The sequence below is a fragment of the Kitasatospora sp. NBC_00458 genome (assembly GCF_036013975.1).
GTDB lineage: Bacteria > Actinomycetota > Actinomycetes > Streptomycetales > Streptomycetaceae > Kitasatospora.
This window is the reverse complement of sequence record NZ_CP107904.1, coordinates 5,804,480-5,828,048: the sequence shown is the minus strand read 5'-3', so window position 1 is coordinate 5,828,048 and position 23,569 is coordinate 5,804,480. Positions and strand designations below refer to the sequence as shown.

The window sequence follows — 23,569 nt, the reverse complement described above, 5'->3', positions numbered from 1 at the left end:
TGCCCGCTCCCACTGTGCGACACCCGATGACGATGCATCAGGACGATAACAAGACGGATGCCGGGCTTCCGCGCGCGGGTCAGCCCTAGGCGGGCTCCTCCGCGCTCACCGCGGCGTCCGCCTCCCCCGTGTCCGGCTGCCCTGCGTCCGACTGCTCTGCGTCCGACTGCTCTGCGGCGGCCTCCCCGGCGGCGGGCTCCTCCCCGGCGGGCTCCGCCGCGGCCTTCGCGGCGCGCTTCTTCGCGGGCGCCTTCTTCACCGGCTCCTCGACCACCGGCTCCGGCGGCAGGCCCAGGTGGACCCGGGCCGCGGCGGAACCCTCCGCCAGCAGGACGGCGAAACCGGCGTCGTCGAGGACCGGCAGCCCGAGCTGGACCGCCTTGTCGTACTTGGACCCGGGATTGTCGCCGGCGACCACGAAGTGGGTCTTCTTCGACACCGATCCGGTCACCTTCGCACCGCGCGAGGTCAGCGCCTCCTTGGCGCCGTCCCGGGTGTGCCCGGCCAGCGTGCCCGTGACGACGACGGTCAGGCCCTCCAGCGGACGCTCGGCCTCCTCCTCGGGGGCCTCCTCGGTGAAGCGGACGCCGGCCGCGCGCCACTTCTCCACGATCTCCCGGTGCCAGTCCACCTGGTACCACTCGATGATCGACCGCGCGGTGCCCGTGCCGACGCCCTCGGTGGCGGCCAGCCGCTCCTCGCTCGCCGCGAAGACCGCGTCCAGGTCGCGGAACTCCCGGGCCAGGTCCTGCGCCGCGACCGGACCGACGTGCCGGATCGAGAGGCCGTTGAGGAAGCGCCACAGCGGGCGGTCCTTGGCCTTCTCGATGTTGTCGAGCATCAGCCCGGTGTTCTTCTTCGGCGCCCCGGCGGTGGTCGCGAAGAAGAACACCTCCTTCTCCTCGCCGGTCTCGTCGTCGAGCTTCGGCATGCCGGTCTTCTGGTCGCGCACCAGCACCCTGATCGGCAGCAGCTGCTCCACCGTCAGGCCGAAGATGTCGCCCTCGTTGCCCACCGGCGCCTCGGCCGGCGCCAGCGGCTGGGTCAGCGCGGTGGCCGCGACGTAGCCCAGGCCCTCGATGTCCAGCGCCGAACGCCCGCCGAGGAAGGCGATCCGCTCGCGGATCTGGGCCGGGCAGAACTGCGCGTTCGGACAGCGCAGGTCGATGTCCCCCTCGGCCATCGGCCGGAGCTCCGCACCGCACTCGGGGCAGTGCGAGGGCATCACGAACGGCACCTCGCCGCCGTCCCGCAGGGTGTAGACCGGGCCGAGGATCTCCGGGATCACGTCACCGGCCTTGCGCAGCACCACGGTGTCGCCCAGCAGGACGTCCTTGGCCTTCACCACGTCCTGGTTGTGCAGCGTCGCGTACTGGACCATCGAACCGGCCACCTTGACCGGCTCGGCCAGCACCGCGTACGGGGTGGCCCGGCCGGTGCGCCCGATGCCGATCTTGATCTCGGCCAGCTTGCCGGTGACCTCCTCCGGCGGGTACTTCCAGGCGATCGCCCAGCGCGGGGACTTCGAGGTGGAGCCGAGCCGGCCCTGCAGGGCGACCTCGTCCACCTTGACGACCACGCCGTCGATCTCGTGCTCGACCGAGTGCCGCTGCTCGCCGAAGTGCCGGATGAAGGCGCGGACCTCGTCGAGGGTGCCGACCACCCTGTTGTGCCGCGCGGTGGGCAGGCCCCAGTCGTGCAGCAGCCGGTAGGCGTGCGACTGGTCGTCGATGTCGAAGCCGACCCGGGCGCCGATGCCGTGCACCACCATCTGCAGCGGGCGGGAGGCGGTGACCAGCGGGTCCTTCTGGCGGAGCGAACCGGCGGCGGCGTTCCGCGGGTTCATGAAGAGCCGGATCATCGCGCGGGGGCGCTTGCCCTCCTTGGCGCGCTCCTCGTTCTCCAGCCGGCGGCGCTCGTTCTCCTCCGCGAACGAGGCGTTGAGCGCCTCGAAGGCGTCGGTCGGGAAGTAGACCTCACCGCGGATCTCGACCAGCTCGGGGACGTCCTCCCCCTTCAGCCGGTGCGGGATCTCCTTGATGGTGCGGACGTTGGCGGTGATGTCCTCGCCGACCCGGCCGTCGCCGCGGGTCGCCGCCTGCACCAACTGGCCGTTCTCGTAGGTGAGGTTGACGGCCAGGCCGTCGACCTTGAGCTCGCAGAGGTAGTGGTAGTCGATGCCGGCCAGCTCGGCGGCGACCCGCTCGGCCCAGGCGGCCAGCTCGTCGTCGTCCATCGCGTTGTCCAGGCTGAGCAGCCGCTCCCGGTGCTCGACCGGGGCGAACAGCGCGGTGGGCGCGCCGCCGACCCGCTGGGTCGGCGACTCCGGCGTGACCAGCGCCGGGTGCCCGGCCTCCAGCCCCTCCAGCTCGCGCATCAGCGCGTCGAACTCGGCGTCGCTGACGACGGGGGCGTCCTGCTCGTAGTACCGGGCCCGGTGGTCCTCGATCTCGGCCGACAGCTCGGCGTGCCGCCTGCGCACCTCCGCCGGGACGTCCTCCCAGCCCTCGACAGCCACCACCGCAAGCCCTCCGTTAACTTCTCATTCCGGGTTGTCCACCAGGCTCTGGCCCGCCTTCACGCTGTGTGACAGAGCAGTGCGCGCGTACGCCGGAGAGGCCCCGGCCAGCCCGCAGGTGGGCGTCACCAGCACACGGCGGCCCAGCAGCTCCGGGGCGAACCCGAGCCTGCGCCACAACGTCCTGACACCCTGGACACTACCGGCCGGGTCCGACACTCCCTGGTCAGTGGAGGGGACGACACCGGCGAGGATCATCGTGCCCGCCTCGACCGCCTCGCCCAGCGCGTCGTCCTCACGCTCGGTCAGCAGGGAGAAGTCCAGCGACACCCCGGCCACCCCGGCCCGGCGCAGCAGCGGGAGCGGCACCTGCGGCGCGCAGCAGTGCACCACCACGGGCGCGTCCACCCCCAGGACCACCTCGCGCAGCACCTCCTCGGCCACCTGCCGGTCGACCGAGCGCAGCCGCTGGAAGCCGCTGGCGGTCTTCACCGACCCGGCCAGCACGGCCGGCAGCGAGGGCTCGTCGAGCTGGAGCACCACCTCGGCGCCGGGGATCCGCTTGCGGACGTCCGCGAGGTGGCGGCGGAGCCCCTCGGTGAGCGAGGCGGCGATGTCCCGGCAGGCGCCGTGGTCGGCGAGCGCCTTCTCGCCGTGCCTGAGCTCGACCGACGCGGCCAGCGTCCACGGCCCGACCGCCTGGACCTTGAGCGGTCCCTCGTAGCCCTGGGTGTACTCCTCCAGCGCGTCCAGGTCCTCGCCGAGCCAGGAGTGGGAGCGCCGGGTGTCCCGGCCGGGGCGGTCGGCGAACCGCCAGCCGCTCGGCTCGGTCTGCGCGAACAGCTCGACCAGCAGCCCGACGGACCGGCCGATCATGTCGGCGCCCGGCCCGCGGGCGGGCAGCTCCGGGAGGAACGGCAGGTGCTCCAGCGCGCCGGTGGAGGTCCGGGCGGCCTCCCGGGCGTCGGTGCCGGGCAGCGATCCGACGCCGGTGGCGGCGCCGACCAGGTCGGGGAAGGGGTGTCCGTTGCTCACCCGCCCGAGCCTAGTGCGCGACGGGCGGGAGCCCGGACCGGCCGGACCGGCCGTCCGACCGCGGACCCTCTCGCCGGGCTTGGCGGGAGGTCCGCGGTCGGACGGCCGGCGGCCCGTGCCTCAGCGGCCCGGGCGGACGGTGATGTCGGTGATCTCCGCGTCCCGGGAGGCGTCCAGCGCCGCCAGGATCGCCTTCACCACCGACTCCGGCTCGATCCACTGGCCGGCGTCGTACTCCTTGCCCTCCTGCTGGTGCACCTTGACCTGCATCGCGGTCGCGGTGCGGCCCGGGTAGACCGAGGTGACCCGGACGCCGTGCCCGTGCTCCTCGTGCCGCAGGGAGTCGGCCAGCGCCCGCAGGCCGTGCTTGCTCGCCGCGTACGCCGACCAGTCGGCGCTCGCCCGCAGGCCCGCGCCGGAGTTCACGAAGACGACGTGGCCCTTCGCCAGCCGCAGCGAGGGCAGCAGCAGGCGGGTCAGCTCGGCGGGGGCGACCAGGTTGACGTTCAGGGTGTCCTGCCAGGCCTTGACCGGCAGATCGCCGACCGGGCCCAGCTCGACGACGCCCGCGACGTGCAGCAGCGAGTCCAGCTCGACCGGGGGCGCCTGGTGGCCGAGGGCCCAGGACAGCTTGGCCGGGGTGGCGAGGTCGCCGACCAGGGTCTGCGCGCCGGGGAAGCGTTCGCGCAGCTCGGCGGCGCGGCGGGCGTCGCGGGCCAGCAGCCAGAGGTCGTCGCCGCGCTCGGCGAGGCGTTCGGCGAGGACGGCGCCGATGCCGGAGCCGGCGCCGGTGATCAGATGAGCAGCCATGCCCGTGATCCTCTCAGGCCTTCAGCTGCTCGAAGACCCGGGCCGGGGTGTCGGCGAAGGTGATCAGCTCGCCCAGCGGGCGGGGCAGGAAGCCCTCGGCGTCCATCCGCTCCAGCTGGGTGCGCAGGCCCGCGTAGAAGCCCTCGGTGTCCAGGACGACCACCGGCTTGTCGTGCAGCGCGTGCTTCTTGAGCTCCAGCACCTCGGTGACCTCGTCCAGCGTGCCGAGGCCGCCGACCAGGACGACCACGGCGTCGGCGCGCTCCAGCAGCTGCGCCTTGCGCTCGGCGAGGTCCGCGGTGGTGACCAGCTCGTCCGCGCCGTCGTACGCCTTGTGCTTCAGGAACTCGACGGAGACCCCGACCAGCCGGCCCCCCGCGGCCTTCACGCCGTCCGCGAGCAGGCCCATCAGCCCGGCGTTCGAGCCGCCCCAGACCAGCGTGTGCCCGCCCTCCCCGAGCAGCCGGGCGAACTCGGCGGCCGGGGCCGAGTAGCGGTCGTCGAGCGAGTACGCGGAGCAGAAGACAGTGATGTTCATAGTGCGTCCGGTCTATCACGCCCCGGCCCGGCCCCCCACCGCCTTTTCCCGCCCGGGTCAGTCCTTGTACGGGACGAGCGCCGCCAGGCCGAGCGTGAAGCCGAACGGTTCCGGGATGCGGATCTCGTCGCCGAACTTCCGGTCGCTGCGGGTGTGGTACCGGTCACGGTCCGGCTCCGAGAACAGGGTCACGGTCTGCTGGCGGGGGTCCACGATCAGGTACAGCGGGATGCGCATCACGGCGTAGTCGTGGAGCTTGTCCATCCAGTCGTTGCCGGGGTTGGAGGGGGAGACGATCTCCACGGCGATCAGTGCTTCCGCAGCAGGTGCCTTGTTGCCCGGCTCGGAGAGGACTTCCAGGGAGAGGTAGGTCAGATCCGGCTCGCGCCCCTTGGAGACGTCCGGGCTGACGATCTCGCTGCGCTCGCCGGGGAGGTAGCCGTCGGGCGCGTGCCGCTCGAACTGCCGGCGCACCCGCGCGATGTTGAGCTGGTGGATGTTCGAGGGTGGCGCCTGCACGATCAGCGTGTCCCCGAACCACTCGATCCGGACGCCCTCCGGGGCGATCCGCTCCAACTCCTCGACGAAGTCGCGGTGCTGCTCGTAGAAGCTCATACCGGCGTCTCCTGGTCCCTTGCACGCGTTCGACGACTACCGGCCAGCAGATGCCGGCCGTCGTGCGCACGGACGGCCGGGACGTCATCGTCCCGCAGGGCATCCAGCACGCGCACGGCGTACACCTCCGCCATACGGCCGGAGGCCTCCGAGGGTGTGAGCCAGCCGACGGCGGTCGACTCGTCCGAAAGCCGCTCGGCCCCGCCCTCGGGGCGACAACGGAACACCAGGGCGACGATCCCCCGGCTCACGTTCTTGTACACCCCGGTCAGCCGCTCCACGCCGACCCTGATCCCCGTCTCCTCGAAGACCTCCCGCCGCACCCCGTCCTCAAGGGCCTCGGTCAGCTCCAACACCCCGCCCGGCGGCTCCCACGTCCCGTTGTCCGCCCGTCGGATCGCCAGCACGCGCCCGTCGTCCCGCACCACCACCCCGGCGACGGACACCGAGTGGAGGGGCAGCGGGCCGGTCTCACCGCCGCTCGTCATGCCACCGGTTCCGAGGAGGGGCGAGAGCTCCCCGCCAGGCTGAACGGACCATCACCCCTGAGAAGTCAAGGATGGCGAAGGCTTCTCCCCGAGCGCATGGCGGAGCCAGTCGAGCGAGTCGGTCGCCAGGATGGCGTCAGCGAGGTCGTTGGCGGTCTTCGTGGTCAACCGCCCACGGCTGTTGTCGATCCACCGCTGGGCGTTCACGTACCCCTGAGCCAGGTACTCGACCCCTTGGAGCAGGCACTCCAACTTGTCGGCGTCCCGTGCGCAGACGGCTTCGGGTGATTCCTTGCCCTCGTACTCGGCGACGAGTTCCCGCACGGTCGAGGCCAGGGCCTCGGGCATGCCGGCGACCTGGTCGGCCGTGACCGCCTCGGGGTCGGCGCCGGTCGAGTACTTCTTGCCGACATAGTTGACGTCGCCGGTCCGCGTCTCCGCGACGTCGTGCCAGGTGGCGAGGAACGCCGCCCGCGCGGGGTCCGCGCCTTCGAGCTTGGCGATGACCGACGCGAGGAGCGAGGTCCGCCAGGAATGCTCGGCGACCGACTCGGGATCACGGACGCCCGCCATCCACCACCCGCTGCGCTTGGTCTGCTTGAGCGTCCCGGCCTCGAACAGGAACCGCGCCACCGAAGACAGGTCATCGGACACCCTCGGACTCCTCTCACGCCTCAGCGAGGCGGATTGCGTAGCGAATGCCTTCGAGCTCACGCCGCCCACGCGTCGAGACCCCGGCGCTATCCAACATCACGGGCAACCTGTCGCGCAGGACCGCTACCGCCACTCCCGAGCGCAGAAGGTTCGGCCGCGCCTGCAGCAGGGACCACGCTGTGTGGATATTCAGGTCCAGGTAACCATGGCTGGTGTCGAGACCATCGGCCAGGTGCGTGAGCAGCTTGTAGCCGGGCCAGGAAGCAGACGTCGAATTCGCGATGAAGTCGTCGGAGAGCTCAAGTGGAAGCTCTCCGACCCAGTACGCCCAGTAGTTGAGGTTCGCGGCTTCGCCGGCATCATCGGCCAGGGCGGCGTCGATGAAGTGGGCCAGTTGATCTTGATCGCCGTGCCGGGCGGAGACCATCGCGACAGAACGAAAGTTGAGCCAGTTGCTCAGCCAATCACTCGGGCGTTCCGTTCGCTGCTGATGAGCGAGCCACGAACCGGTGTCGTCATGGTCGTCGAGACCGGCGAGGTAGAGCGCTTGGCGACGGAGCAGGAGTTGGTCCCTTCCACGAGCCTCCTCCGCAGTTCGCCGCATGTTGGCGAAGAAGCGGGCACGCTCGGATCCGGAGAGTTCCGGCCCGACCGGTGCAGGCCCTCTCCGAGAGCGCACCGGCGCCGGAAGTTCACGAATACCCCGAGGAGCTCGGCCATTGAGCGGCCACGCCAAGACCTCGATGAGGTCGCGCTGCATCACCATCGATCCGAGCGGACCTGCCGCCACCGACACATCGTCTTCGAGCGCGCCAGCGAGCAGCATGTCGGCCTCAAGAGCGCGTTCGAAGACATGGAGAAGAGCGGATGTGGCGCCCAGTCGCATGAGCAGGTGGCGGGTCGTGAGCATCTGCCCGACAGGAACAGCAGTGAGGGGCCGTCGGCCGTTCTCCCATCCCGCGATGGTGTCCACCGAGACACCGAGCGCCTCGGAAAGTCCCTCCTGGGTCCGGCCCTGCTGCTCTCGTATCACTCGTAGGACATATCCCGAGACCACGCCTGAACGCGTTCGATACAAGCTTCCCTGACTCTCGGTCAGGACTTTGCTCGGCCTGGATCGCACAAGAGCCCCCATCTTCGGGAGTTCACACCATCAACTCGTACTCGCAGTCCCTGCACGTTCTGATCTCGAACTTCTACTGTCGTAGTCGCCCCGGTCAAGGCTAGCCGGAGGCACCCTGACGAGCCTCCTTCTTCCCTGAACGGGTGACGGAAGAGCCGTCGTTCGTTCTGATCGAAGGTACCGTGATGCCCCCAACTCCCCTGCCCAGGGCAAGTACGCAGGATTTCGAAGAACCGGTCAATGCCACCCGATCGGCGGCCGCGTCCGGACTGACGCGAACGGGCCGAGCGGAGGCAGCGGGGCAGTGACGACCGATACAAGGCCGCAGCCCCGCCCTCTGGCCCCAATCGGCGCGAAGCGCGCCGCATGGGCGGTCGACCAAGCGCCAGATGCCGTCTCTGTCCTCCGTGCGAACGCCAGCAAAGTCCTCCAGACGTGGGGAATCGACCCGGACGGCGATCAGGTGTTCGCCGCACTCCTGGTCCTCACCGAGCTGGTGACCAACGCAAGCCAACACGGCCGGCCGGCCCTCGGGTTGATCGACACCGAAATGTGGCTGGCCGACGGCCACGTCATCGTCGCGGTCACGGACGGCACCACCGAGGCGCCGGTGAAGCGCACGGCCGGATCCGGCGACGAGTCCGGGCGCGGGCTCGCACTGATCAGCGTCTACGCGGAATCGGTCGGCTACGAGCCCCTTCCCGCCGGCAAACGCGTGTGGGCCGTGATCGGCCCACACGCGGCCCCCGAAGGCCGAACCCTTCTCGCGGTGCCCCTGGACCCCCTCCCGTACGCCGTGTGACCCGATCCGCCGACATGCTCACCAAGGACAAGACGATCCGTGATCGAGAACTCCGCCACAGCCCCCGGAAGGTCAGGGTTCGGCACGGCCGGATCCTCCCGGCCGCCAAGCGCGTCACGGACCCCCGATTCCGGGAAGGGCTCGTCTTCCGCGCCCTATACCGACTCCGTCCGGGTGTGGGCCGCCTACGGGGTGTCGGTCGCGGCCGTGCTCCACCTCGCTGCCGGTGCCCTGGTGCTGATCAATCGTTCTCACTGAACTCAGGCGGCACGACCAACCTCCCTTTCCCTCACGCCGATTGGAGTCCCCCCATGCCCACGCCTGAACCGAAGCCGCCGCGGCCGAAGCCGGCGAATCCGCCCACGCCCCGGCCTCCGCAGCGGTAGCCGCAACACGACCACCACAACCACGAGGAGGGCCCATGGCCTGGGGAACCGATAAGGACAGCGGCGGGAAGCACGGCGGCAAGAAGGACCCCGGCACGGACAAGCCGTCCCCCGACGGCGCGCGGCCGGCGCCCGAGCCGAAGCACCGGAAGGACGACGACAAGAAGTGACCGACTACCCTCACCACCCCGAGCAGGCCGCCGTCCGCGGCCTGCTCGGGGCCGTCGGCGAAGCGCTCGGCGGCCCCGTCCCCCGCGAGTGGCGGGAGGCGATCACGGCCGTCCCCCGGCACCGCTTCCTCCCGGAGCGCATCTGGCTGGACGACGGCCACGGCGGCTACGAGCCGTGCGACCTCCCGACCGACCACGACCGCTGGTTCGACTCCGCCTACGCGGACCTGCCGGTCGTCACCCAGGTCAACGACGGCGAGGAACCGCCCGACCCCGCCGGGGCCTGGCCCTCCTCCTCGGCCTCCGCCCCCTCGATCGTGGTCCGGATGCTCCGCGACCTCGACGTCCGCCCCGGCATGCGTGTCCTGGAGATCGGCACCGGCACCGGCTGGAACGCCGCGCTCCTCGCCCACCGCCTCGGCCCCGGACACGTCGCCTCGGTCGAGATCGACGCCCGGGTCGCCCGCCAGGCGCAGGCCGCCCTGAACGCCGCGGGCCTGACCGTCGACGTGGTCTGCGGGGACGGCTCCCTCGGCTGGCACCGCCGGTTGCCGTACGACCGCATCATCTCGACCTGCTCGGTCCGGCGGATCCCATGGGCCTGGATCGAGCAGACCAGACCCGGCGGCATCGTCCTCACCCCCTGGGACAACCCCATGCTCTGCTAGGGACTGCTCAGACTCGTCGTGCACGACGACCGAGCAGAGGGCCGGTTCGGCCCGCACTCCGCGTTCATGCTGATGCGCACCCAGCGGCAGGACCTGCGGATCTTCCGCGACGTCGTCCGCGACGAGCACGCTCCCGACGAGAGCCGGACGATGCTGTCCCCGCAGCGGATCACCGGCGACGCATGGGAGGCCCGCTTCGCTCTCGGGCTGCGTCTGGGCGACGTGTGGACCGCCCGGGACGAGGACGGCGCCCGGCTCTGGGTGGCCACCACCGACGCCCGTTCCTGGGCCGCCGTCGAGGACGGCACCGTGTGGCAGTACGGCCCCCGCCGCCTCTGGGACGAGGTCGAGGAGGCCTACCGCTGGTGGGAGGAGCGGGCCCGCCCCGGCCCCGACCGGTTCGGGCTGACGGTCACCGAGGCGGAGCAGTGGGCCTGGCTGGACCGGCCCTCCCGCCCCGTCCTCAGGCGTTGACGGCCGGGCGTTCCGTGGTGGCGATGGTGGCCGAGCCGACAACGCGGGTGCCGTCGTACAACACGACCGCCTGCCCCGGGGCGATGCCGCGCACGGCGGAGTCCAGGCGGACGTGCAGCTCCCCGTCGACGACCGCCGCCGTGACCGGCACCTCCTCGCCGTGGGCGCGCAGCTGGGCGGTGTAGCGGCCGTCCGACGCCGGGGAGTCCCCGCACCAGCGCGGCCGGATCGCGGTCAGCGCGGTGACGTCCAGGCCCTCGACCGGGCCGACCGTCACGGTGTTGTTCACCGGCGAGATGTCGAGGACGTAGCGCGGCTTGCCGTCCGCCGCCGGGCGGCCGATCCGCAGGCCCTTGCGCTGCCCGATGGTGAAGCCGTAGGCGCCGTCGTGCTCGCCGAGCTTGGCGCCGTCGGTGTCGACGATGTCGCCGGTCGCGGCGCCGAGGTGGCGGGCCAGGAACCCCTGGGTGTCGCCGTCGGCGATGAAGCAGATGTCGTGGCTGTCGGGCTTCTTCGCGACGGCCAGGCCGCGCCGTTCGGCCTCCTCGCGGATGACGTCCTTGGTGGTGTCGCCGAGCGGGAAGAGCGAGTGGGCGAGCTGGTCGGCGTCGAGCACGCCGAGCACGTAGGACTGGTCCTTGGCGCCGTCGACGGCGCGGTGGAGCTGGCGCTCGCCGCCCGGCAGGTCGACGATCCGCGCGTAGTGGCCGGTGCAGACGGCGTCGAAGCCGAGCGCGACCGCCTTGTCGAGCAGCGCGGCGAACTTGATCTTCTCGTTGCAGCGCAGGCACGGGTTGGGGGTGCGGCCGGCCGCGTACTCGGCGACGAAGTCGTCGATGACGTCCTCGCGGAACCGCTCGGCGAGGTCCCAGACGTAGAACGGGATGCCGATCACGTCGGCGGCCCGGCGGGCGTCCCGGGAGTCCTCGATGGTGCAGCAGCCGCGGGCGCCGGTGCGGAAGGACTGCGGGTTACTGGACAGCGCCAGGTGCACGCCGGTCACCTCGTGCCCGGCTTCGGCGGCGCGGGCGGCGGCGACGGCGGAGTCGACCCCGCCGGACATCGCCGCGAGCACGCGGAGGCGGCCGGTGGACGGAGCGGTCGGGGCACCCGGGAAGTCAGTCATGATGCATCCAAGCGTACGTGGTGCGGTCGGGCATTCCGCCGGGGTTTCCTCAGCGCCGGACGGACGCGAGACCGGCGTTGCGGGCGCGGTGGACGGCCGGTCCGATGGCCTCGGTGAGGGCGGTGACGTCGTCCCGGGTGGAGGTGTGGCCGAGCGAGAAGCGGAGCGAGGCGCGGGCGAGCAGCGGGTCGACGCCCATCGCCAGCAGGACATGGCTGGGTTGCGGCACGCCGGCGGAGCAGGCCGAGCCGGTGGAGCACTCGATGCCCTGGGCGTCGAGCAGCATCAGCAGCGCGTCGCCCTCGCAGCCGGGGAAGGAGAAGTGGGCGTTGGCGGGCAGCCGTCCGTCCGCCGCCGGGTCGCCGTTGAGCACCGCGTCCGGGACGCCGGCCAGCACCGCGGCGACGAGTTCGTCGCGCAGTGCGCCGAGGGTGGCGGCGTGGTCGGCGCGCCGTTCGACGGCGATCTCCGCGGCGGCGGCGAAGCCGGCGGCGGCGGGTGCGTCGAGGGTGCCCGAGCGGACGTCGCGTTCCTGGCCGCCGCCGTGCAGCAGCGGGACGGGTGTCGAGCCGCGTGACAGCAGCAGTGCGCCGATGCCGAACGGGCCGCCGATCTTGTGGCCGGTGACGGTGAGCGCGGTGAGTCCCGAGTCGGCGAAGGAGACCGGGACCTGACCGAGCGCCTGGACCGCGTCGGCGTGCATCGGGATGCCGTACTCGGCTGCGACGGCGGCGAGTTCGGCGACCGGCTGGACGGTGCCGACCTCGTTGTTGGCCCACATGACGGTGACCAGCGCGACGGAGGCCGGGTCGCGTTCGACCGCCTCGCGCAGCGCCGCCGGGTGGACCCGGCCGAGGCCGTCCACCGGCAGGTACTCGACGGTGGCGCCCTCGTGTTCGGCGAGCCAGTGCACCGCGTCGAGCACCGCGTGGTGCTCGACCGGGCTGCAGAGCACCCGGGTGCGGGCCGGGTCGGCGCCGCGGCGGGCCCAGTACAGGCCCTTGACGGCCAGGTTGTCGGACTCGGTGCCGCCGCCGGTGAGGACGATCTCGCTGGGCCGGGCGCCGAGCGAGTCGGCCAGCGACTCGCGGGCCTCCTCGACCACGCGGCGGGCCCGGCGGCCGGCCGCGTGCAGGGAGGAGGCGTTGCCGACGACCCCCAGGTGTGCCGACATCGCGGCGATCGCCTCGGGCAGCATCGGCGTGGTCGCCGCATGGTCCAGGTATGGCATAACCATCCGATTGTAGAGGGCCTCCGGCTTGCGGTCCGGCGGCCGATCCGCCCACCGTACCGATCCGGCCACCGGCCGCCCCCGGCCGGGCCGGTGGAGGACCGTCGTGCCCGGGCGGGCAGCCGGAGGGGCAGAGCCGGGCCGCCTGGTGCGGAGCGGCCGGGGCCCGGTGCGGGGCGCGCGTCGCGAGCGGTTAGCCTGACGGCCACCGGTGTGCGGCCGGACCGGAACCAGGACCCGGACCGGAACCAGGACCCGGACCGAAACCAGGACAGGGGGCGGCATGTCGCAGTCCGTCGATCGCGCGCTGACCCTCCTCGGGTCACTCGGCGACGGCCCGGTCTCCCTCGAACAGGCCGCCACCTCGATCGGCGTGCACAAGTCGACCGCGCTGCGGCTGCTGCGCACGCTGGAGGAGCACGGCTTCGTCCACCGGCAGTCGGACCGCCGCTACCGGCTCGGCGGCAAGGTGCTGTCGCTGGCGAACCGGGCGCTGGAGGAGATCGACGTCCGCCAGGTCGCCGCGCCGTACCTGGCCGCCCTCGGCGAGCGCAGCGGCTGCACCGTGCAGCTGGCGGTGCTGCAGGACGGTGAGGTGCTGTACCTGGACGAGCTGGCGGGCCGGTGGGACGACGGCACCGGCGGCACCGGCGGCACCGGGCGGCCGAGCCGGATCGGGCGGCGGGCGCCGGCGGCCGGGACGGCGATCGGCCGGGTGCTGCTGGCGGGGCTGCCGGGGGACGGCAGGCCGGAGGCGGAGCTCTCCGCCGACCTGGCGGCGGTCCGCCGCCGGGGCTGGGCCGCCGAGTCCGCCGAGCACCGGGAGGCGGTCACCTGCGTGGCCGCGCCGGTGGCCGGCAGCGACCGGCGGGCCGTGGCGGCCTGCGCGATCTCGGCGCCGACCGACCGGGTGTCGCCCGCGGAGCTGGTGCGGCTGGTGCCGGAGCTGCTGTGCACGGCCGAGGCGGTCTCGCTGGCGTACGGCGGCTCGCCTACTCCTCGCTGGTGCGAGAACCGTTGCGGTGCCAGGCCCGCGGTGCGCGCCAGCCGTACTTGAGGGCGAGCATCCGGAGCACGAAGGCGGTCAGCGCGGCGGCGGTGCCGGTGGCGGCGGTCAGCCGGTCGAGCGCGATCAGCACGACGACCATGGTGGAGCCGACCAGGGCGGGCACGGCGTAGATCTCGCGGTCCCAGCGGAGCAGCGAGGGGATCTCGCCGGCGAGCACGTCGCGCATCACGCCGCCGCCGGCCGCGGTCACCATGCCGAGGGCGACGGACGGGACGGCGCCGAGCCCGTAGTCGTGCGCCTTGACGGTGCCGGTCACGCAGAACAGGCCGAGGCCGAGTGCGTCGAGGGTCTGCACGGCGCGGTTGATCCGTTCGACCTCGGGGTGCAGGAAGAAGACCACGAGTCCGGCGGCGAGCGGGGTGGTGAAGTAGCCGAGGTTGCTGAAGGCGGCGACCGGGGTGGCGCCGATGACGAGGTCGCGCATCACCCCGCCGCCCAGTGCGGTGACCTCGGCGAGCACACAGATGCCGAAGATGTCCATGTTCTTGCGGACGGCGAGCAGCCCTCCGGAGAGGGCGAAGACGAAGATGCCGACGAGGTCCAGCGACTGCTGCACGTCGGAGGGGAAGATCTGCGAGGTCACCGGACCACTATGGACCCGATTGTCGGGACCGCCCCAAACCGTCCACTCGAACAGGCCGTCCGAACCTCCGCGCGAACAGGCCGCCCGAGCAGGCCGTCCGAGCCGTCCACCCGGAGCGGGGACGCCCCGGACGCCGGAAGGCCGCCCGCCCGGAGCCGTGGGGCTGGGGGCGGGCGGCCTTCCGGCGTCATGCGGCCGACGCGGCCGGCACGGGCGACGCAACAGGCGCGATCGACGCGACCGACGCCGCCGACGCGGGTCACACCGAGGCGGCCGCCCGGTCGTCGCCGGGGGTGGCCCCGGGGGCGTTCTCCGGGAAGTGGCAGGCCACCTGGTGCCCGGAGGCGAGCGCGACGAGCGGCGGTTCCTGACTGGCGCAGACGTCCTGCACCTTCCAGCAGCGGGTGCGGAACCGGCAGCCGCTGGGCGGGTTGATCGGGGACGGCACGTCGCCCTTGAGCAGGATCCGCTCGCGTCCGCCGCGCTGCTTGCGGCGCGGGTCGGGCACCGGCACCGCGGACATCAGGGCGTTGGTGTACGGGTGCATCGGGCTGCGGTAGAGCGAGTCCCGGTCGGCGATCTCGACGATCTTGCCGAGGTACATCACGGCGACCCGGTCGGAGACGTGCCGGACCACCGAGAGGTCGTGCGCGATGATCAGGTAGGTCAGGCCGAGCTCCTGCTGGAGGTCGTCGAGCAGGTTGACCACCTGGGCCTGGATGGAGACGTCGAGGGCCGAGACCGGCTCGTCCGCGACGATCATCTTGGGCCGCAGGGCGAGCGCCCGGGCGATGCCGATGCGCTGGCGCTGGCCGCCGGAGAACTCGTGCGGGTAGCGGTTGTAGTGCTCGGGGCTGAGCCCGCAGAGCTCCAGCAGGTCCTGGACGGCCTTCTTGACCCCGCCGGGCGGATCGGCCTTCTGCAGCCGGAACGGCGCGCCGACGATGGTGCCGACGGTGTGCCGGGGGTTCAGCGAGGAGTACGGGTCCTGGAAGATCATCTGGATGTCGCGGCGCAGCGGCCGCATCGCTCCGACGCCCAGGTGGGTGATGTCGGTGCCCTCGAACTCGATCTTCCCGGCGGTGGGTTCGTCGAGCCGGGTGACCAGTCGGCCCATCGTGGACTTGCCACAGCCGGACTCGCCGACCACGCCCAGGGTCTCGCCGGCGTTGACGGTGAAGTCGATGCCGTCGACCGCCCGGACGGCACCGGTCTGGCGCCGCATCAGGCCGCCGTGGATCGGGAAGTGCCGGGTCAGGCCGGCCACCCGGAGCAGCGGCTCCCGGTCGGAGGCGGGTGCGGGAGAAGGGATGGCCGCCGCCTGAGTGTCCGTCATCGGTTCTCTCCAGAATGGTGGTACGGGGCGGGGCTCACCCTCGGGTCGGGGCGCGCGGCCGGGGCGGGCCTCACAGCCGGGGCGCGATCTCTTCGGCGAAGATGCGGTGCCGGTCGGCGGCCGCGAGGTGGCAGGCCGCGTGGTGTCCGGCAGCGGCCTCGATGAGTGCCGGGACCTCGTCGGCCGAGCGCCCGCCGGTCAGGTCGGCGTACGGGCAGCGCGGGTGGAACGCACAGCCGGAGGGCACGTTGATCAGGCTGGGCGGGGTGCCCTTGACCGGGACGAGCCGGTCCTGGAGCTCCCGGTCGAGGCGCGGCATGGAGCCCAGCAGTCCCCAGGTGTAGGGGTGTTCGGGCGCGTCGAAGAGGGTCTCGGCGGGGCCGCGCTCGACGCACTTGCCGCCGTACATGACGAGGATGTCGTCGGCGAGCTCGGCGACCACCCCGAGGTCGTGGGTGATGATGATGACCGCGGAGCCGAACTCCTCCTGGAGGTCGCGGATGAGGTCCAGGATCTGCGCCTGGACGGTGACGTCCAGGGCGGTGGTGGGCTCGTCGGCGATCAGCAGCGAGGGGTCGTTGACCAGTGCCATGGCGATCATGGCGCGCTGGCGCATGCCGCCGGAGAACTGGTGCGGGTAGTCGTCGACCCGCCGGTCGGGCTGCGGGATGCCGACCCGGTCGAGCATCTCGATCGCGCGGGCCCGGGCCTCCTTCTTGCCGGCCTGCGGGTGGTGCACCCGGTAGGCCTCGACGATCTGCTGGCCGACCGTGTAGTACGGGTGCATCGCAGTGAGCGGGTCCTGGAAGATCATCGCCATCTCGCGGCCGCGCAGCTGCCGGACCCGGTCCGGGCCGGCCGCGATCAGCTCCTCGCCGTCGAGCCGGATCTCGCCGCTGATCCGGGCCCGCTTGGAGCGGTGCAGGCCCATGATGCCGAGCGAGGTGACGGACTTGCCGGAGCCGGACTCGCCGACGATGCCGAGGGTCCGCCCCTTGTTCAGGTCGAAGCTGACCCCGTCGACCGAGCGGACCAGGCCGTCGTCGGTGTCGAAGTGGATCCGCAGGTCCCGGACGGAGAGGAAGGCCTCGCCGCTCGGAGCGTCCCCGGTCGGGGCGGCCACGGGTGCCGTGGTCTTCTGGAGCTCGGTCACGACAGCCTCACCCGGGGGTCGACAAGGGCGTACAGGAGGTCAACCACGAGGTTGCACAGGACGATGAAGAACGCGGCGAGCAGGGTGACGCCGAGGATCTTCGGCAGGTCGTTGTCCTTGATCGCGGAGACCGCGAAGAAGCCGACGCCCTGGAGCGAGAAGACCTGCTCGGTGATGAGCGCGCCGCCGAGCAGCAGCCCGAGGTCCATGCCGAAGATGGTGACGACCGGGGTGAGGGCGGCGCGCAGGCCGTGCCGCACGACGACCTTCCGCTCGACCAGGCCCTTGGCCCGGGCGGTGCGGATGTAGTCCTCGCTCATCGTCTCCAGCATGCCCGCGCGGGTGAGCCGGGCGTAGAGCGCGGAGTACAGGAAGGCCAGCGAGATCCACGGCAGGATCAGGTTGCGGGCCCACATCAGCGGGTCGTCGGTGAAGTTGGTGTACTGCAGGTTGTCCAGGATCGGCCACTCGTAGCTGAACAGCGTGAGCAGCAGGGCGCCGGTGAAGAAGACCGGCAGCGAGACGCCGGCCAGGGCGATGCCCATGGAGAGCCGGTCGAAGATCGACTTCGGCTTGAGCGCGGAGATCACGCCGGTGGTGACGCCGGAGACCAGCCAGACGACGGCGGCGCCGATGGCCAGGGAGATGGTGACCGGGATGCGCTTGGTGAGCTCCGGCCAGACCTCCAGGTGGTTCTTGAACGAGTAGCCGAAGCAGGGCACGTGGCAGGTGGCCGGGTCGGGGCCGAACTGGTACTCGGCACCGGAGACCAGCGCCTTCAGGAAGTTCCAGTACTGGGTGTACAGCGGCTGGTCGAAGCCGAGGTTCTTCTTGACCGCCGCGATCGCCTCGGGGGAGGGGTTCTTCCCGATGTACTGGGCGGCCAGCTGGTCGGTGGTCTCGCCGGCCAGTCGCGGGAGCAGGAAGAAGATCGCGAAGGTGACCGCGCTGACCACCAGCAGCAGCACCGCGGCGGCCAGCGTCCTGCGGATGATGTAGGCAAACACAGTTGGGCGGCTCCGGCGGCCCGCCGCCGTCCGGGATCCTCCGGACGACGGCGGGCGCCGCTGCCTTCACCTGCCTTCAGGGATGCGGAGCCAGGCTCTTACTTGGTGGTGCCGATGTTCAGGTAGTCGTACTCACCCGAGAAGGCCGGCGTGGAGACGAGGTTGGTGGCGCTGTCCGGGCGGTACAGGAAGACCTTGAAGTAGGTCAGCGGCACGTAGACGGCCGCGTCCATGACCTTCTTGTCGATCTGGGCGTAGATCTTCTCGCGGGCCGCCTTGTCGGTGTTGACCGCGGCGTCGTCGATCAGCTTGTTGACCTCGGGGTCGTTCAGCTCGGCGAGGTTGCTGTTGCCGGAGGCCTTGATCGAGCGGCCGTCGACGATCTGCTGCAGGAAGCCGTAGCCGGTCGGCCAGTCGGCGCCCCACTGCATCATCATCAGGCCGACGTTCTTCTCCTTGTTGAACGCCGGGACACCGACGTGGTCGGAGAGGTACTTGCCCTGCGGGTACTGCTGGATCTCGGCGTTGATGCCGACCTTCTTCAGCGCGGCCTGGATCGAGGTGGCGGCGGCGATCTCCGGGCCGCGCTCGGTGCGGGCGGTGAGGACGGTGCTGAAGCCCTCGGGCTTGCCGCAGGCCTTCAGGGCCTCCTTGGCCTTGGCCTCGTCGCCCTTGTTGTCCTTGGTCTGGTAGGTGTTGAAGTCCTCGTGGCCCGGGATGTCCGGCGGCAGCACGGTGTTGGCGACGGCGCCGCGGATCGGGCCGCCGATCGCGGTCTGCACCGAGACCTTGTCGATGGCGTACTGGACGGCCTTGCGGCACTCGACGTTGTCGAACGGCGCGACCTTGGAGTTGATCGCGGTGTAGACCAGGCGGCCGCCGTAGGCGTTGTCCGTGTTGGCCTTGAGCTTCGGGTCCTGGAGGATCTTCGCCTGGGTCTGCTGGTCGACGCCGGCGCCGACCAGGTCGACCTGGGCGTTCCCGGCCAGCAGGTCCTTGTCGATCGTGGACTGCTCGATGTTCATCTTGAGCACGATCTTGTCCGGCAGCTGCTTGCGGATCGGGTCGGTGCTCTTGTCCCAGTTGGTGTTCGGGACCAGGACCGCCTGCTTGCCGTCCTCGTAGCTCTCGAACTTGTAGGTGCCCGAGGAGATGACGTGCTTCACGTAGTTGGAGCCGGTGTCCTTGTCCTTCGGGACCGGCACCGTCTGCGGGGCGGAGACCAGGTAGTCGAAGTCCGCGAAGGCGTGCTTCAGGTGGAAGACGATGGTCTGGTCGTCCGGGGTCTCGATGGACTTGAGGTCGCCCTCCTTGTCCTTGTACGGACCCTGGTACGGCGTCTCGTTGTCGACCAGCATCTCCTTGAAGTACGTCGGCCCGTTGGAGTTGACCTCCGGCGCGTAGTTCGAGCGCAGGACCGCGTACTTGACGTCCTTGGACGTGATCGGCGTGCCGTCCTCGTACTTCAGGCCCGCGCGCAGCTTGTACGTCCAGGACAGGCCGTCCGCGCTCGGCGTGCCGAGCGACTCCGCCAGGTCCGGGACGAGCTTCTGGCCGTCCGGCTGGAAGGTGGTGAGCGGACGCCCGTACAGGCGGGAGAAGTTGTAGATGTACGCGTAGTACGTGTTGCCCGGGTCCAGGGAGTCCGGCGTACCGCGCATCTCGTACGTGACGGTGCCGCCCTTCTTGTCCGAGGCGTTGACGATGCCCTTGGTGCCCGCGTCGGCACCGGTGGCACCGCCGGCCGCGGAGCTGCCGGTGGCGGTGGACTTGGCGTCGTCGCTCTTGGAGCTCGACGAACAGCCGGTGACGACCAGGACCGCGGCGGCGGCTGCGGCGGTCAGTGCGACGGTACGGGACCTACGCATGGGTGGGATCAACCCCTTGAGGAAGTGGTGGCCGAACGGAGGGTCCTGACGCTGGGTCAGTTGCTCTTGGGATCGAGGGCGTCACGGAGCCCGTCGCCGAGCAGGTTGAAGGCGAGCACCGTCAGGAAGATCGCCATACCGGGGACCACCATGTACTGGGGGTCCACCTGGTAGTACTGGATGGCGTCGTTGAGCATCCCGCCCCAGGAGGCCTGGGGTGCCTGGATGCCGACGCCGAGGAAGCTGAGGCCGGCCTCGAAGAGGATGTTGGTCGGGATCAGCAGGGTCGAGTAGACCAGGATCGGACCGACCAGGTTCGGCAGCAGTTCCTTGAACAGGATGAACGGCCCCCGCGCGCCGAGGCTGCGGGCCGCGTAGACGAACTCGCGCTCACGCAGCGAGAGGGTCTGGCCGCGCACGATCCGGCCCATGTAGGGCCAGTTGAAGAAGCCGATCACGAAGATCAGCACCGCGATGTGCAGCGGGAGGCCGTGCAGGCCGAACGCGCCGCCCTGGAGCGAGGCGGAGATCGCGATGGCGAAGAGCAGCAGCGGGAAGGCGAGGAAGACGTCCATCACCCGGCTGATCAGGGTGTCCACCCAGCCGCCGTAGTAGCCGGCCATCACACCGAGCACGACGCCGATGGTGTTGGACAGGAGGGTCGCGCCGAAGGCGACCAGCAGGGAGACCCAGGAGCCCTCGATGACGCGGGAGAGCAGGTCACGGCCCTGCAGGGGGTCGACACCGAGGGGGTGGTCCCAGCTCATCCCGCCCCAGTCGCCCAGCGGCAGGCCGCCGAGGTTGGCGTCCAGCAGGTCCTGGTTGAGTGCGTCGGGGTCGAGGCCGAACACCGATTCGATCGGCTTGGCCAGCACGGCGAGCAGGATCAGCAGGATCACCACGACGCCGCCGGCGACGGCGGCCTTGTCCCGCTTGAAGCGGGTCCAGGCGATCCGGCCGAGCGAGCGGCCCTCGATCTTCTTGGCCGGGCTCGCGGCGGCGTCTGCCTCCGGAGCGTTCCCGGCGGTCTTGATGGGTGCGGTCATGGTCAGTTCGGTCCCCTCGCCGACGGTGGCCGGCCCACGGGTGCCGGACGCCGGGATCGGCGGTACGGCTGGTGCGGACGTGCGGAGGTGCGGACATGCGGAGGTGCGGACATGCGGAGGTACGGGTTGCGGTGTTCCCAGCGGTACGGCGGCGTGCTCAGTACTGCTGCCACGCGGCATGGGCATCACGTGGATCATGCGGTCCGTCAGCGCGTTCGCCTTTGTGAGGCGCCAACCACGCGCGGCGGCTGTTGCAGAACTCTCTGCCATCCGAACTGGCTTACGCCAGTCCTCACAACCGACAGATGCCCAACTGTGATCTGCACCCATGCACCTCCCGAATCTCCGGCATATCCCTCTTCACACAGCTGTAGCAGCCATGTCAAGATGACTTCCACCCACTTCGGGAAGTTCGTCCGGAAAACGTCGAGACCGGTCTGACTTTTCGTCAAACCGGTCTCGGTAAAGGGTAGTTAATGTGTTGTTTGGTCGATCAGCGTCCGGGGTAACCGGGCCACGGCCCCTGGGGCGGCGGCTGCTGCCCCGGCCAGCCCTGCGCGGGCGGGTGCGTGCCGTACCCGTACCCGGGCCCCTGCTGCGAGGCGTACGGCGGCGGAGGCACCGGCGGGTACGGCGCCTGCGGACGCGCCTGCCCGGCCGCCTCCCGGTCGTAGAACGGGCGCGCGTTGGCCCGCATCCAGAGCGCCACCGGGTCGAACTCGTCCGCCATCGCCACCGTCGAGACGGCCAGGCCCTCCGGCGCCACCGCGATCGCCCGCTGCATCAGCGCGCGCACCGCCTCCACCGTGGGCGGCGAGCTCTCGTAGAGGTCCAGGCCGATCGCCAGGTACGGCTCGCCGACCGTCGGACGCACCCACGCCCGCCGCAGCGCCCGCACCGCCCGCACCTCGACCGCCTGCCGCTCCAGCAGCGCGAAGAACTGCTGCGCCGGCACCTGCGGCTCGCTCAGCTTCAACGGACCGGCCGGCAGCCGGTCCAGCCCCGCCGCGACCCGCCGCAGGTCCGCCCACGGCACCCCGACGCCGCCGCCCGGCGCGTGCGGGTTCAGCCAGAGCCCCCAGCGGGTCCGGTACAGCGAGGCCGCGATCTCCCGGCCGGAGATCACCTCGTGCGCCCGCGCCCAGCCGGACGCCGCCAGCTGCTCGGGCGAGGTGACGGCCGGCGCGTAGCCGTGGCCGCTGATCTCCATGTTCCCGTACTGGGCGTCCGCGCTGCCCGGCGTCCCGTGCCAGAGCAGCATCCAGACCTGCCCCTCGGCCAGCGCGTGCAGCAGTGTCTCGTACGCCTCGTAGCGCTCCGGCGCCACCTCGCGCAGGGCACGCTCCAGCGCGCCCGGATCCGGGCGCCCGGTGGGTGCCTGGCCCCAGGGCCCCGGTGCACCGCCAGCTACCGCTCCCGCACTCATGCGCCCACCTCGCTGCGCCTCTTCGTTCCTCGTCTGCCTCCGGCGGCCCGGCGGCCGTCAGCACGCACCCTATGGGGCGCCACCGACCACCGCCACGCCGACGTGCCAGGGTCCGTCCCGCTCGCCCGCCGGACGGCGGCCCGGGGCCGGATCAACCCCTCGTGTAGAAGGGGGCGACCCGGTTCAGCAACCAGTCGACCACCGGGTCGTCCGCGAGGTCGAGCAGTACGAGGTGGACGCCGCCGGGCAGCGGCGCGGTTCCCAGTGCGCGCCCCAGCGCCTCGTTCACCGCCCCCGGATCGGCCGGGGCCAGCGGATCGAGCTGCACGCCCACGAACATCACGGTGGGTTCGCCCTCCACACTGGCCAGTGCCCGCCGTGCGGTCAACACCCCGGGCAGGGCGGACAGTTCGTTCCGGCAGACGGCCAGGAACAGCTCCGGGTCCTCGCCCGGCACCGGCTCGCGCAGGGCCACCCGGCCGCCGGACGGCCCGTCCTGGACCTCCCAGCGGTCCTCGCGCGGCCCGCGGCGCAGCTCGGCCACGCCCTCCGGCGGCACCGGGATCCCGACCGCGGCCCCGGGGTTGACCGCGATCCCGATCCCCAGCGGCAGCCCGCGGGCGAACTCCCAGACCGGCGCGACCGCGAAGGCCATCCCCTGCGCCTGCTGGAGGAAGACCTCCTGCGAGGAGAACACCGGCACGTACGGCTCGCCGGCCAGCTCGGTCGTCGGCAGGTCCAGCGACTCGCCCTGCGGGTCGCCGCCGGCCGGCAGCGGGATCCACACCTGGCTGCGCGCCAGCACCTCGATCACCCGGGGGGTCGCCCCCGGGTCGCCGAGCGCGGCGGTGAGCACCTGCTCCAGTTCGTTGGCCGGCCACCCGCCCCCGCCCGACGGCACCTGTTCCCGGCCGTCCCACCCCTGCTGCTGCTCCACCGGGTTCCCCATGCGCCGCTGTACCGCCCTCTGCTCGCCGACGCCCGCAGCCTAGCGGGCACCGCCCCGGCCCTGCTCCGAGGCGCCCCGCCGCCCCGGTCCGCACCCTCCCCCCCTCCCCTCATCCGGACGGACGTGCCATGATGTCCGCGACTCCGGTGTCTTCGCCGCCGGGGCCCCTAACTCCATACCGGCCGCTCGAACCCGCGCGGGAGAGTCCGGAGTGCCCCGTTCAGGCGGCACAGCCGGCGCCGAAGGAGCAAGTCCTCCCCGGAATCTCTCAGGCACCCCTACCGCACGGGTTAGGCACATCTGGAAAGCGGCGCACGGCCCTGCCGTCCGCCCACCCACGGTGCAAGCCGCCATGCTGTCCCTTGCAGGACAGTGCGCGGTGAAGCTCTCAGGTTCGACGACAGATGGGGAGGCCCAGCCGCCGCATGCCCGCGCGCAGGGTCGGTCCCGAGCAGGGCCGGTTCCGGCGCGTGCACCCCTGAGTGCCCCGACCG

The 23,569-nt window shown here is 71.6% G+C and carries 23 protein-coding genes and 1 riboswitch; of the genes, 5 read left to right on the top strand and 18 right to left on the bottom strand.

Features of this window, described 5'->3' with window-relative positions:
- Nucleotides 1–85: 85 nt before the first annotated feature.
- From ligA to OG550_RS24305, 8 genes are all read right to left on the bottom strand, one after another.
- The gene (gene ligA, locus OG550_RS24340) at nucleotides 86–2,518 is read right to left on the bottom strand and encodes an NAD-dependent DNA ligase LigA (RefSeq protein ID WP_442906173.1); all 2,433 of its coding nucleotides are present in this window, start codon (nucleotides 2,516–2,518) and stop codon (nucleotides 86–88) included.
- Nucleotides 2,519–2,542: 24 nt separating this feature from the next.
- Nucleotides 2,543–3,553, bottom strand: a complete 1,011-nt coding sequence (locus OG550_RS24335; RefSeq protein WP_327680910.1) for a methionine synthase — start codon at nucleotides 3,551–3,553, stop codon at nucleotides 2,543–2,545.
- Nucleotides 3,554–3,673: 120 nt separating this feature from the next.
- Complete coding sequence (locus tag OG550_RS24330) at nucleotides 3,674–4,363, bottom strand: SDR family oxidoreductase (protein WP_327680908.1); 690 nt, start codon at nucleotides 4,361–4,363, stop codon at nucleotides 3,674–3,676.
- A 13-nt stretch (nucleotides 4,364–4,376) separates the two neighbouring features.
- Nucleotides 4,377–4,901, bottom strand: coding sequence for a TIGR00730 family Rossman fold protein (locus OG550_RS24325; protein ID WP_327680906.1), 525 nt, complete (start codon nucleotides 4,899–4,901; stop codon nucleotides 4,377–4,379).
- Between the two features lie 57 nt (nucleotides 4,902–4,958).
- Nucleotides 4,959–5,516 carry a Uma2 family endonuclease gene (locus OG550_RS24320; RefSeq protein ID WP_327680905.1) on the bottom strand — a complete coding sequence of 186 codons (558 nt, stop codon included), beginning with the start codon at nucleotides 5,514–5,516 and terminating at the stop codon, nucleotides 4,959–4,961.
- Nucleotides 5,513–6,004, bottom strand: a complete 492-nt coding sequence (locus OG550_RS24315; protein ID WP_327680903.1) for an NUDIX domain-containing protein — start codon at nucleotides 6,002–6,004, stop codon at nucleotides 5,513–5,515. The genes OG550_RS24320 and OG550_RS24315 overlap by 4 nt, the downstream gene beginning before the upstream one ends.
- Nucleotides 6,005–6,055: 51 nt before the next feature.
- Nucleotides 6,056–6,658 carry an HD domain-containing protein gene (locus OG550_RS24310; protein ID WP_327680901.1) on the bottom strand — a complete coding sequence of 201 codons (603 nt, stop codon included), beginning with the start codon at nucleotides 6,656–6,658 and terminating at the stop codon, nucleotides 6,056–6,058.
- Between the two features lie 13 nt (nucleotides 6,659–6,671).
- On the bottom strand, nucleotides 6,672–7,793 hold the full coding sequence (locus OG550_RS24305) for a helix-turn-helix domain-containing protein (protein ID WP_327680899.1): 1,122 nt from the start codon (nucleotides 7,791–7,793) through the stop codon (nucleotides 6,672–6,674).
- Between the two features lie 292 nt (nucleotides 7,794–8,085).
- Between OG550_RS24305 and OG550_RS24300 the strand changes: the two genes are divergently transcribed.
- From OG550_RS24300 to OG550_RS24285, 4 genes are all read left to right on the top strand, one after another.
- Complete coding sequence (locus OG550_RS24300) at nucleotides 8,086–8,583, top strand: ATP-binding protein (protein WP_327680897.1); 498 nt, start codon at nucleotides 8,086–8,088, stop codon at nucleotides 8,581–8,583.
- A 421-nt stretch (nucleotides 8,584–9,004) separates the two neighbouring features.
- Nucleotides 9,005–9,139: a hypothetical protein gene (locus OG550_RS24295; RefSeq protein ID WP_327680895.1), complete on the top strand. Its 135-nt coding sequence runs from the start codon at nucleotides 9,005–9,007 to the stop codon at nucleotides 9,137–9,139.
- On the top strand, nucleotides 9,136–9,807 hold the full coding sequence (locus OG550_RS24290) for a methyltransferase domain-containing protein (protein ID WP_327680893.1): 672 nt from the start codon (nucleotides 9,136–9,138) through the stop codon (nucleotides 9,805–9,807). The genes OG550_RS24295 and OG550_RS24290 overlap by 4 nt, the downstream gene beginning before the upstream one ends.
- Before the next feature lie 18 nt (nucleotides 9,808–9,825).
- Nucleotides 9,826–10,281 carry a hypothetical protein gene (locus OG550_RS24285; RefSeq protein WP_327680891.1) on the top strand — a complete coding sequence of 152 codons (456 nt, stop codon included), beginning with the start codon at nucleotides 9,826–9,828 and terminating at the stop codon, nucleotides 10,279–10,281.
- On the opposite strand, the gene mnmA is transcribed toward OG550_RS24285, so the two are convergent.
- Both mnmA and OG550_RS24275 read right to left on the bottom strand, forming a co-directional pair.
- The gene (mnmA, locus tag OG550_RS24280; RefSeq protein WP_327680890.1) at nucleotides 10,271–11,407 is read right to left on the bottom strand and encodes a tRNA 2-thiouridine(34) synthase MnmA; all 1,137 of its coding nucleotides are present in this window, start codon (nucleotides 11,405–11,407) and stop codon (nucleotides 10,271–10,273) included. The two genes, OG550_RS24285 and mnmA, sit on opposite strands and share 11 nt — an antisense overlap.
- A 49-nt stretch (nucleotides 11,408–11,456) precedes the next feature.
- A complete protein-coding gene (locus tag OG550_RS24275) occupies nucleotides 11,457–12,638 on the bottom strand; it encodes a cysteine desulfurase family protein (RefSeq protein WP_327680888.1) in 1,182 nt (393 codons plus the stop codon).
- Nucleotides 12,639–12,921: 283 nt separating this feature from the next.
- On the opposite strand from OG550_RS24275, the gene OG550_RS24270 reads away from it, so the two are divergent.
- A complete protein-coding gene (locus OG550_RS24270; protein WP_327680886.1) occupies nucleotides 12,922–13,695 on the top strand; it encodes an IclR family transcriptional regulator in 774 nt (257 codons plus the stop codon).
- Here the strand turns inward: OG550_RS24270 and OG550_RS24265 are convergent.
- The 8 genes from OG550_RS24265 to OG550_RS24230 form a co-directional block, all read right to left on the bottom strand.
- Nucleotides 13,631–14,290 carry a trimeric intracellular cation channel family protein gene (locus tag OG550_RS24265; RefSeq protein ID WP_327680884.1) on the bottom strand — a complete coding sequence of 220 codons (660 nt, stop codon included), beginning with the start codon at nucleotides 14,288–14,290 and terminating at the stop codon, nucleotides 13,631–13,633. The two genes, OG550_RS24270 and OG550_RS24265, sit on opposite strands and share 65 nt — an antisense overlap.
- Before the next feature lie 259 nt (nucleotides 14,291–14,549).
- On the bottom strand, nucleotides 14,550–15,626 hold the full coding sequence (locus OG550_RS24260; RefSeq protein WP_327680882.1) for an ABC transporter ATP-binding protein: 1,077 nt from the start codon (nucleotides 15,624–15,626) through the stop codon (nucleotides 14,550–14,552).
- Nucleotides 15,627–15,696: 70 nt separating this feature from the next.
- Nucleotides 15,697–16,779, bottom strand: coding sequence for an ABC transporter ATP-binding protein (locus OG550_RS24255; protein ID WP_327680880.1), 1,083 nt, complete (start codon nucleotides 16,777–16,779; stop codon nucleotides 15,697–15,699).
- The gene (locus OG550_RS24250) at nucleotides 16,776–17,786 is read right to left on the bottom strand and encodes an ABC transporter permease (RefSeq protein WP_327680878.1); all 1,011 of its coding nucleotides are present in this window, start codon (nucleotides 17,784–17,786) and stop codon (nucleotides 16,776–16,778) included. The genes OG550_RS24255 and OG550_RS24250 overlap by 4 nt, the downstream gene beginning before the upstream one ends.
- 98 nt (nucleotides 17,787–17,884) lie before the next feature.
- A complete protein-coding gene (locus OG550_RS24245; RefSeq protein ID WP_327680876.1) occupies nucleotides 17,885–19,654 on the bottom strand; it encodes an ABC transporter substrate-binding protein in 1,770 nt (589 codons plus the stop codon).
- 56 nt (nucleotides 19,655–19,710) lie between these two features.
- Nucleotides 19,711–20,700 (bottom strand): ABC transporter permease, encoded by a 990-nt coding sequence (locus OG550_RS24240; protein WP_327680874.1) that lies wholly within the window; start codon nucleotides 20,698–20,700, stop codon nucleotides 19,711–19,713.
- Nucleotides 20,701–21,193: 493 nt separating this feature from the next.
- Nucleotides 21,194–22,126, bottom strand: coding sequence for an enhanced serine sensitivity protein SseB C-terminal domain-containing protein (locus OG550_RS24235; RefSeq protein ID WP_327680872.1), 933 nt, complete (start codon nucleotides 22,124–22,126; stop codon nucleotides 21,194–21,196).
- A gap of 151 nt (nucleotides 22,127–22,277) precedes the next feature.
- A complete protein-coding gene (locus tag OG550_RS24230; protein ID WP_327680870.1) occupies nucleotides 22,278–23,075 on the bottom strand; it encodes an enhanced serine sensitivity protein SseB in 798 nt (265 codons plus the stop codon).
- A 187-nt stretch (nucleotides 23,076–23,262) separates the two neighbouring features.
- Nucleotides 23,263–23,369: riboswitch (glycine riboswitch) on the top strand.
- Nucleotides 23,370–23,569 lie beyond the last annotated feature (200 nt).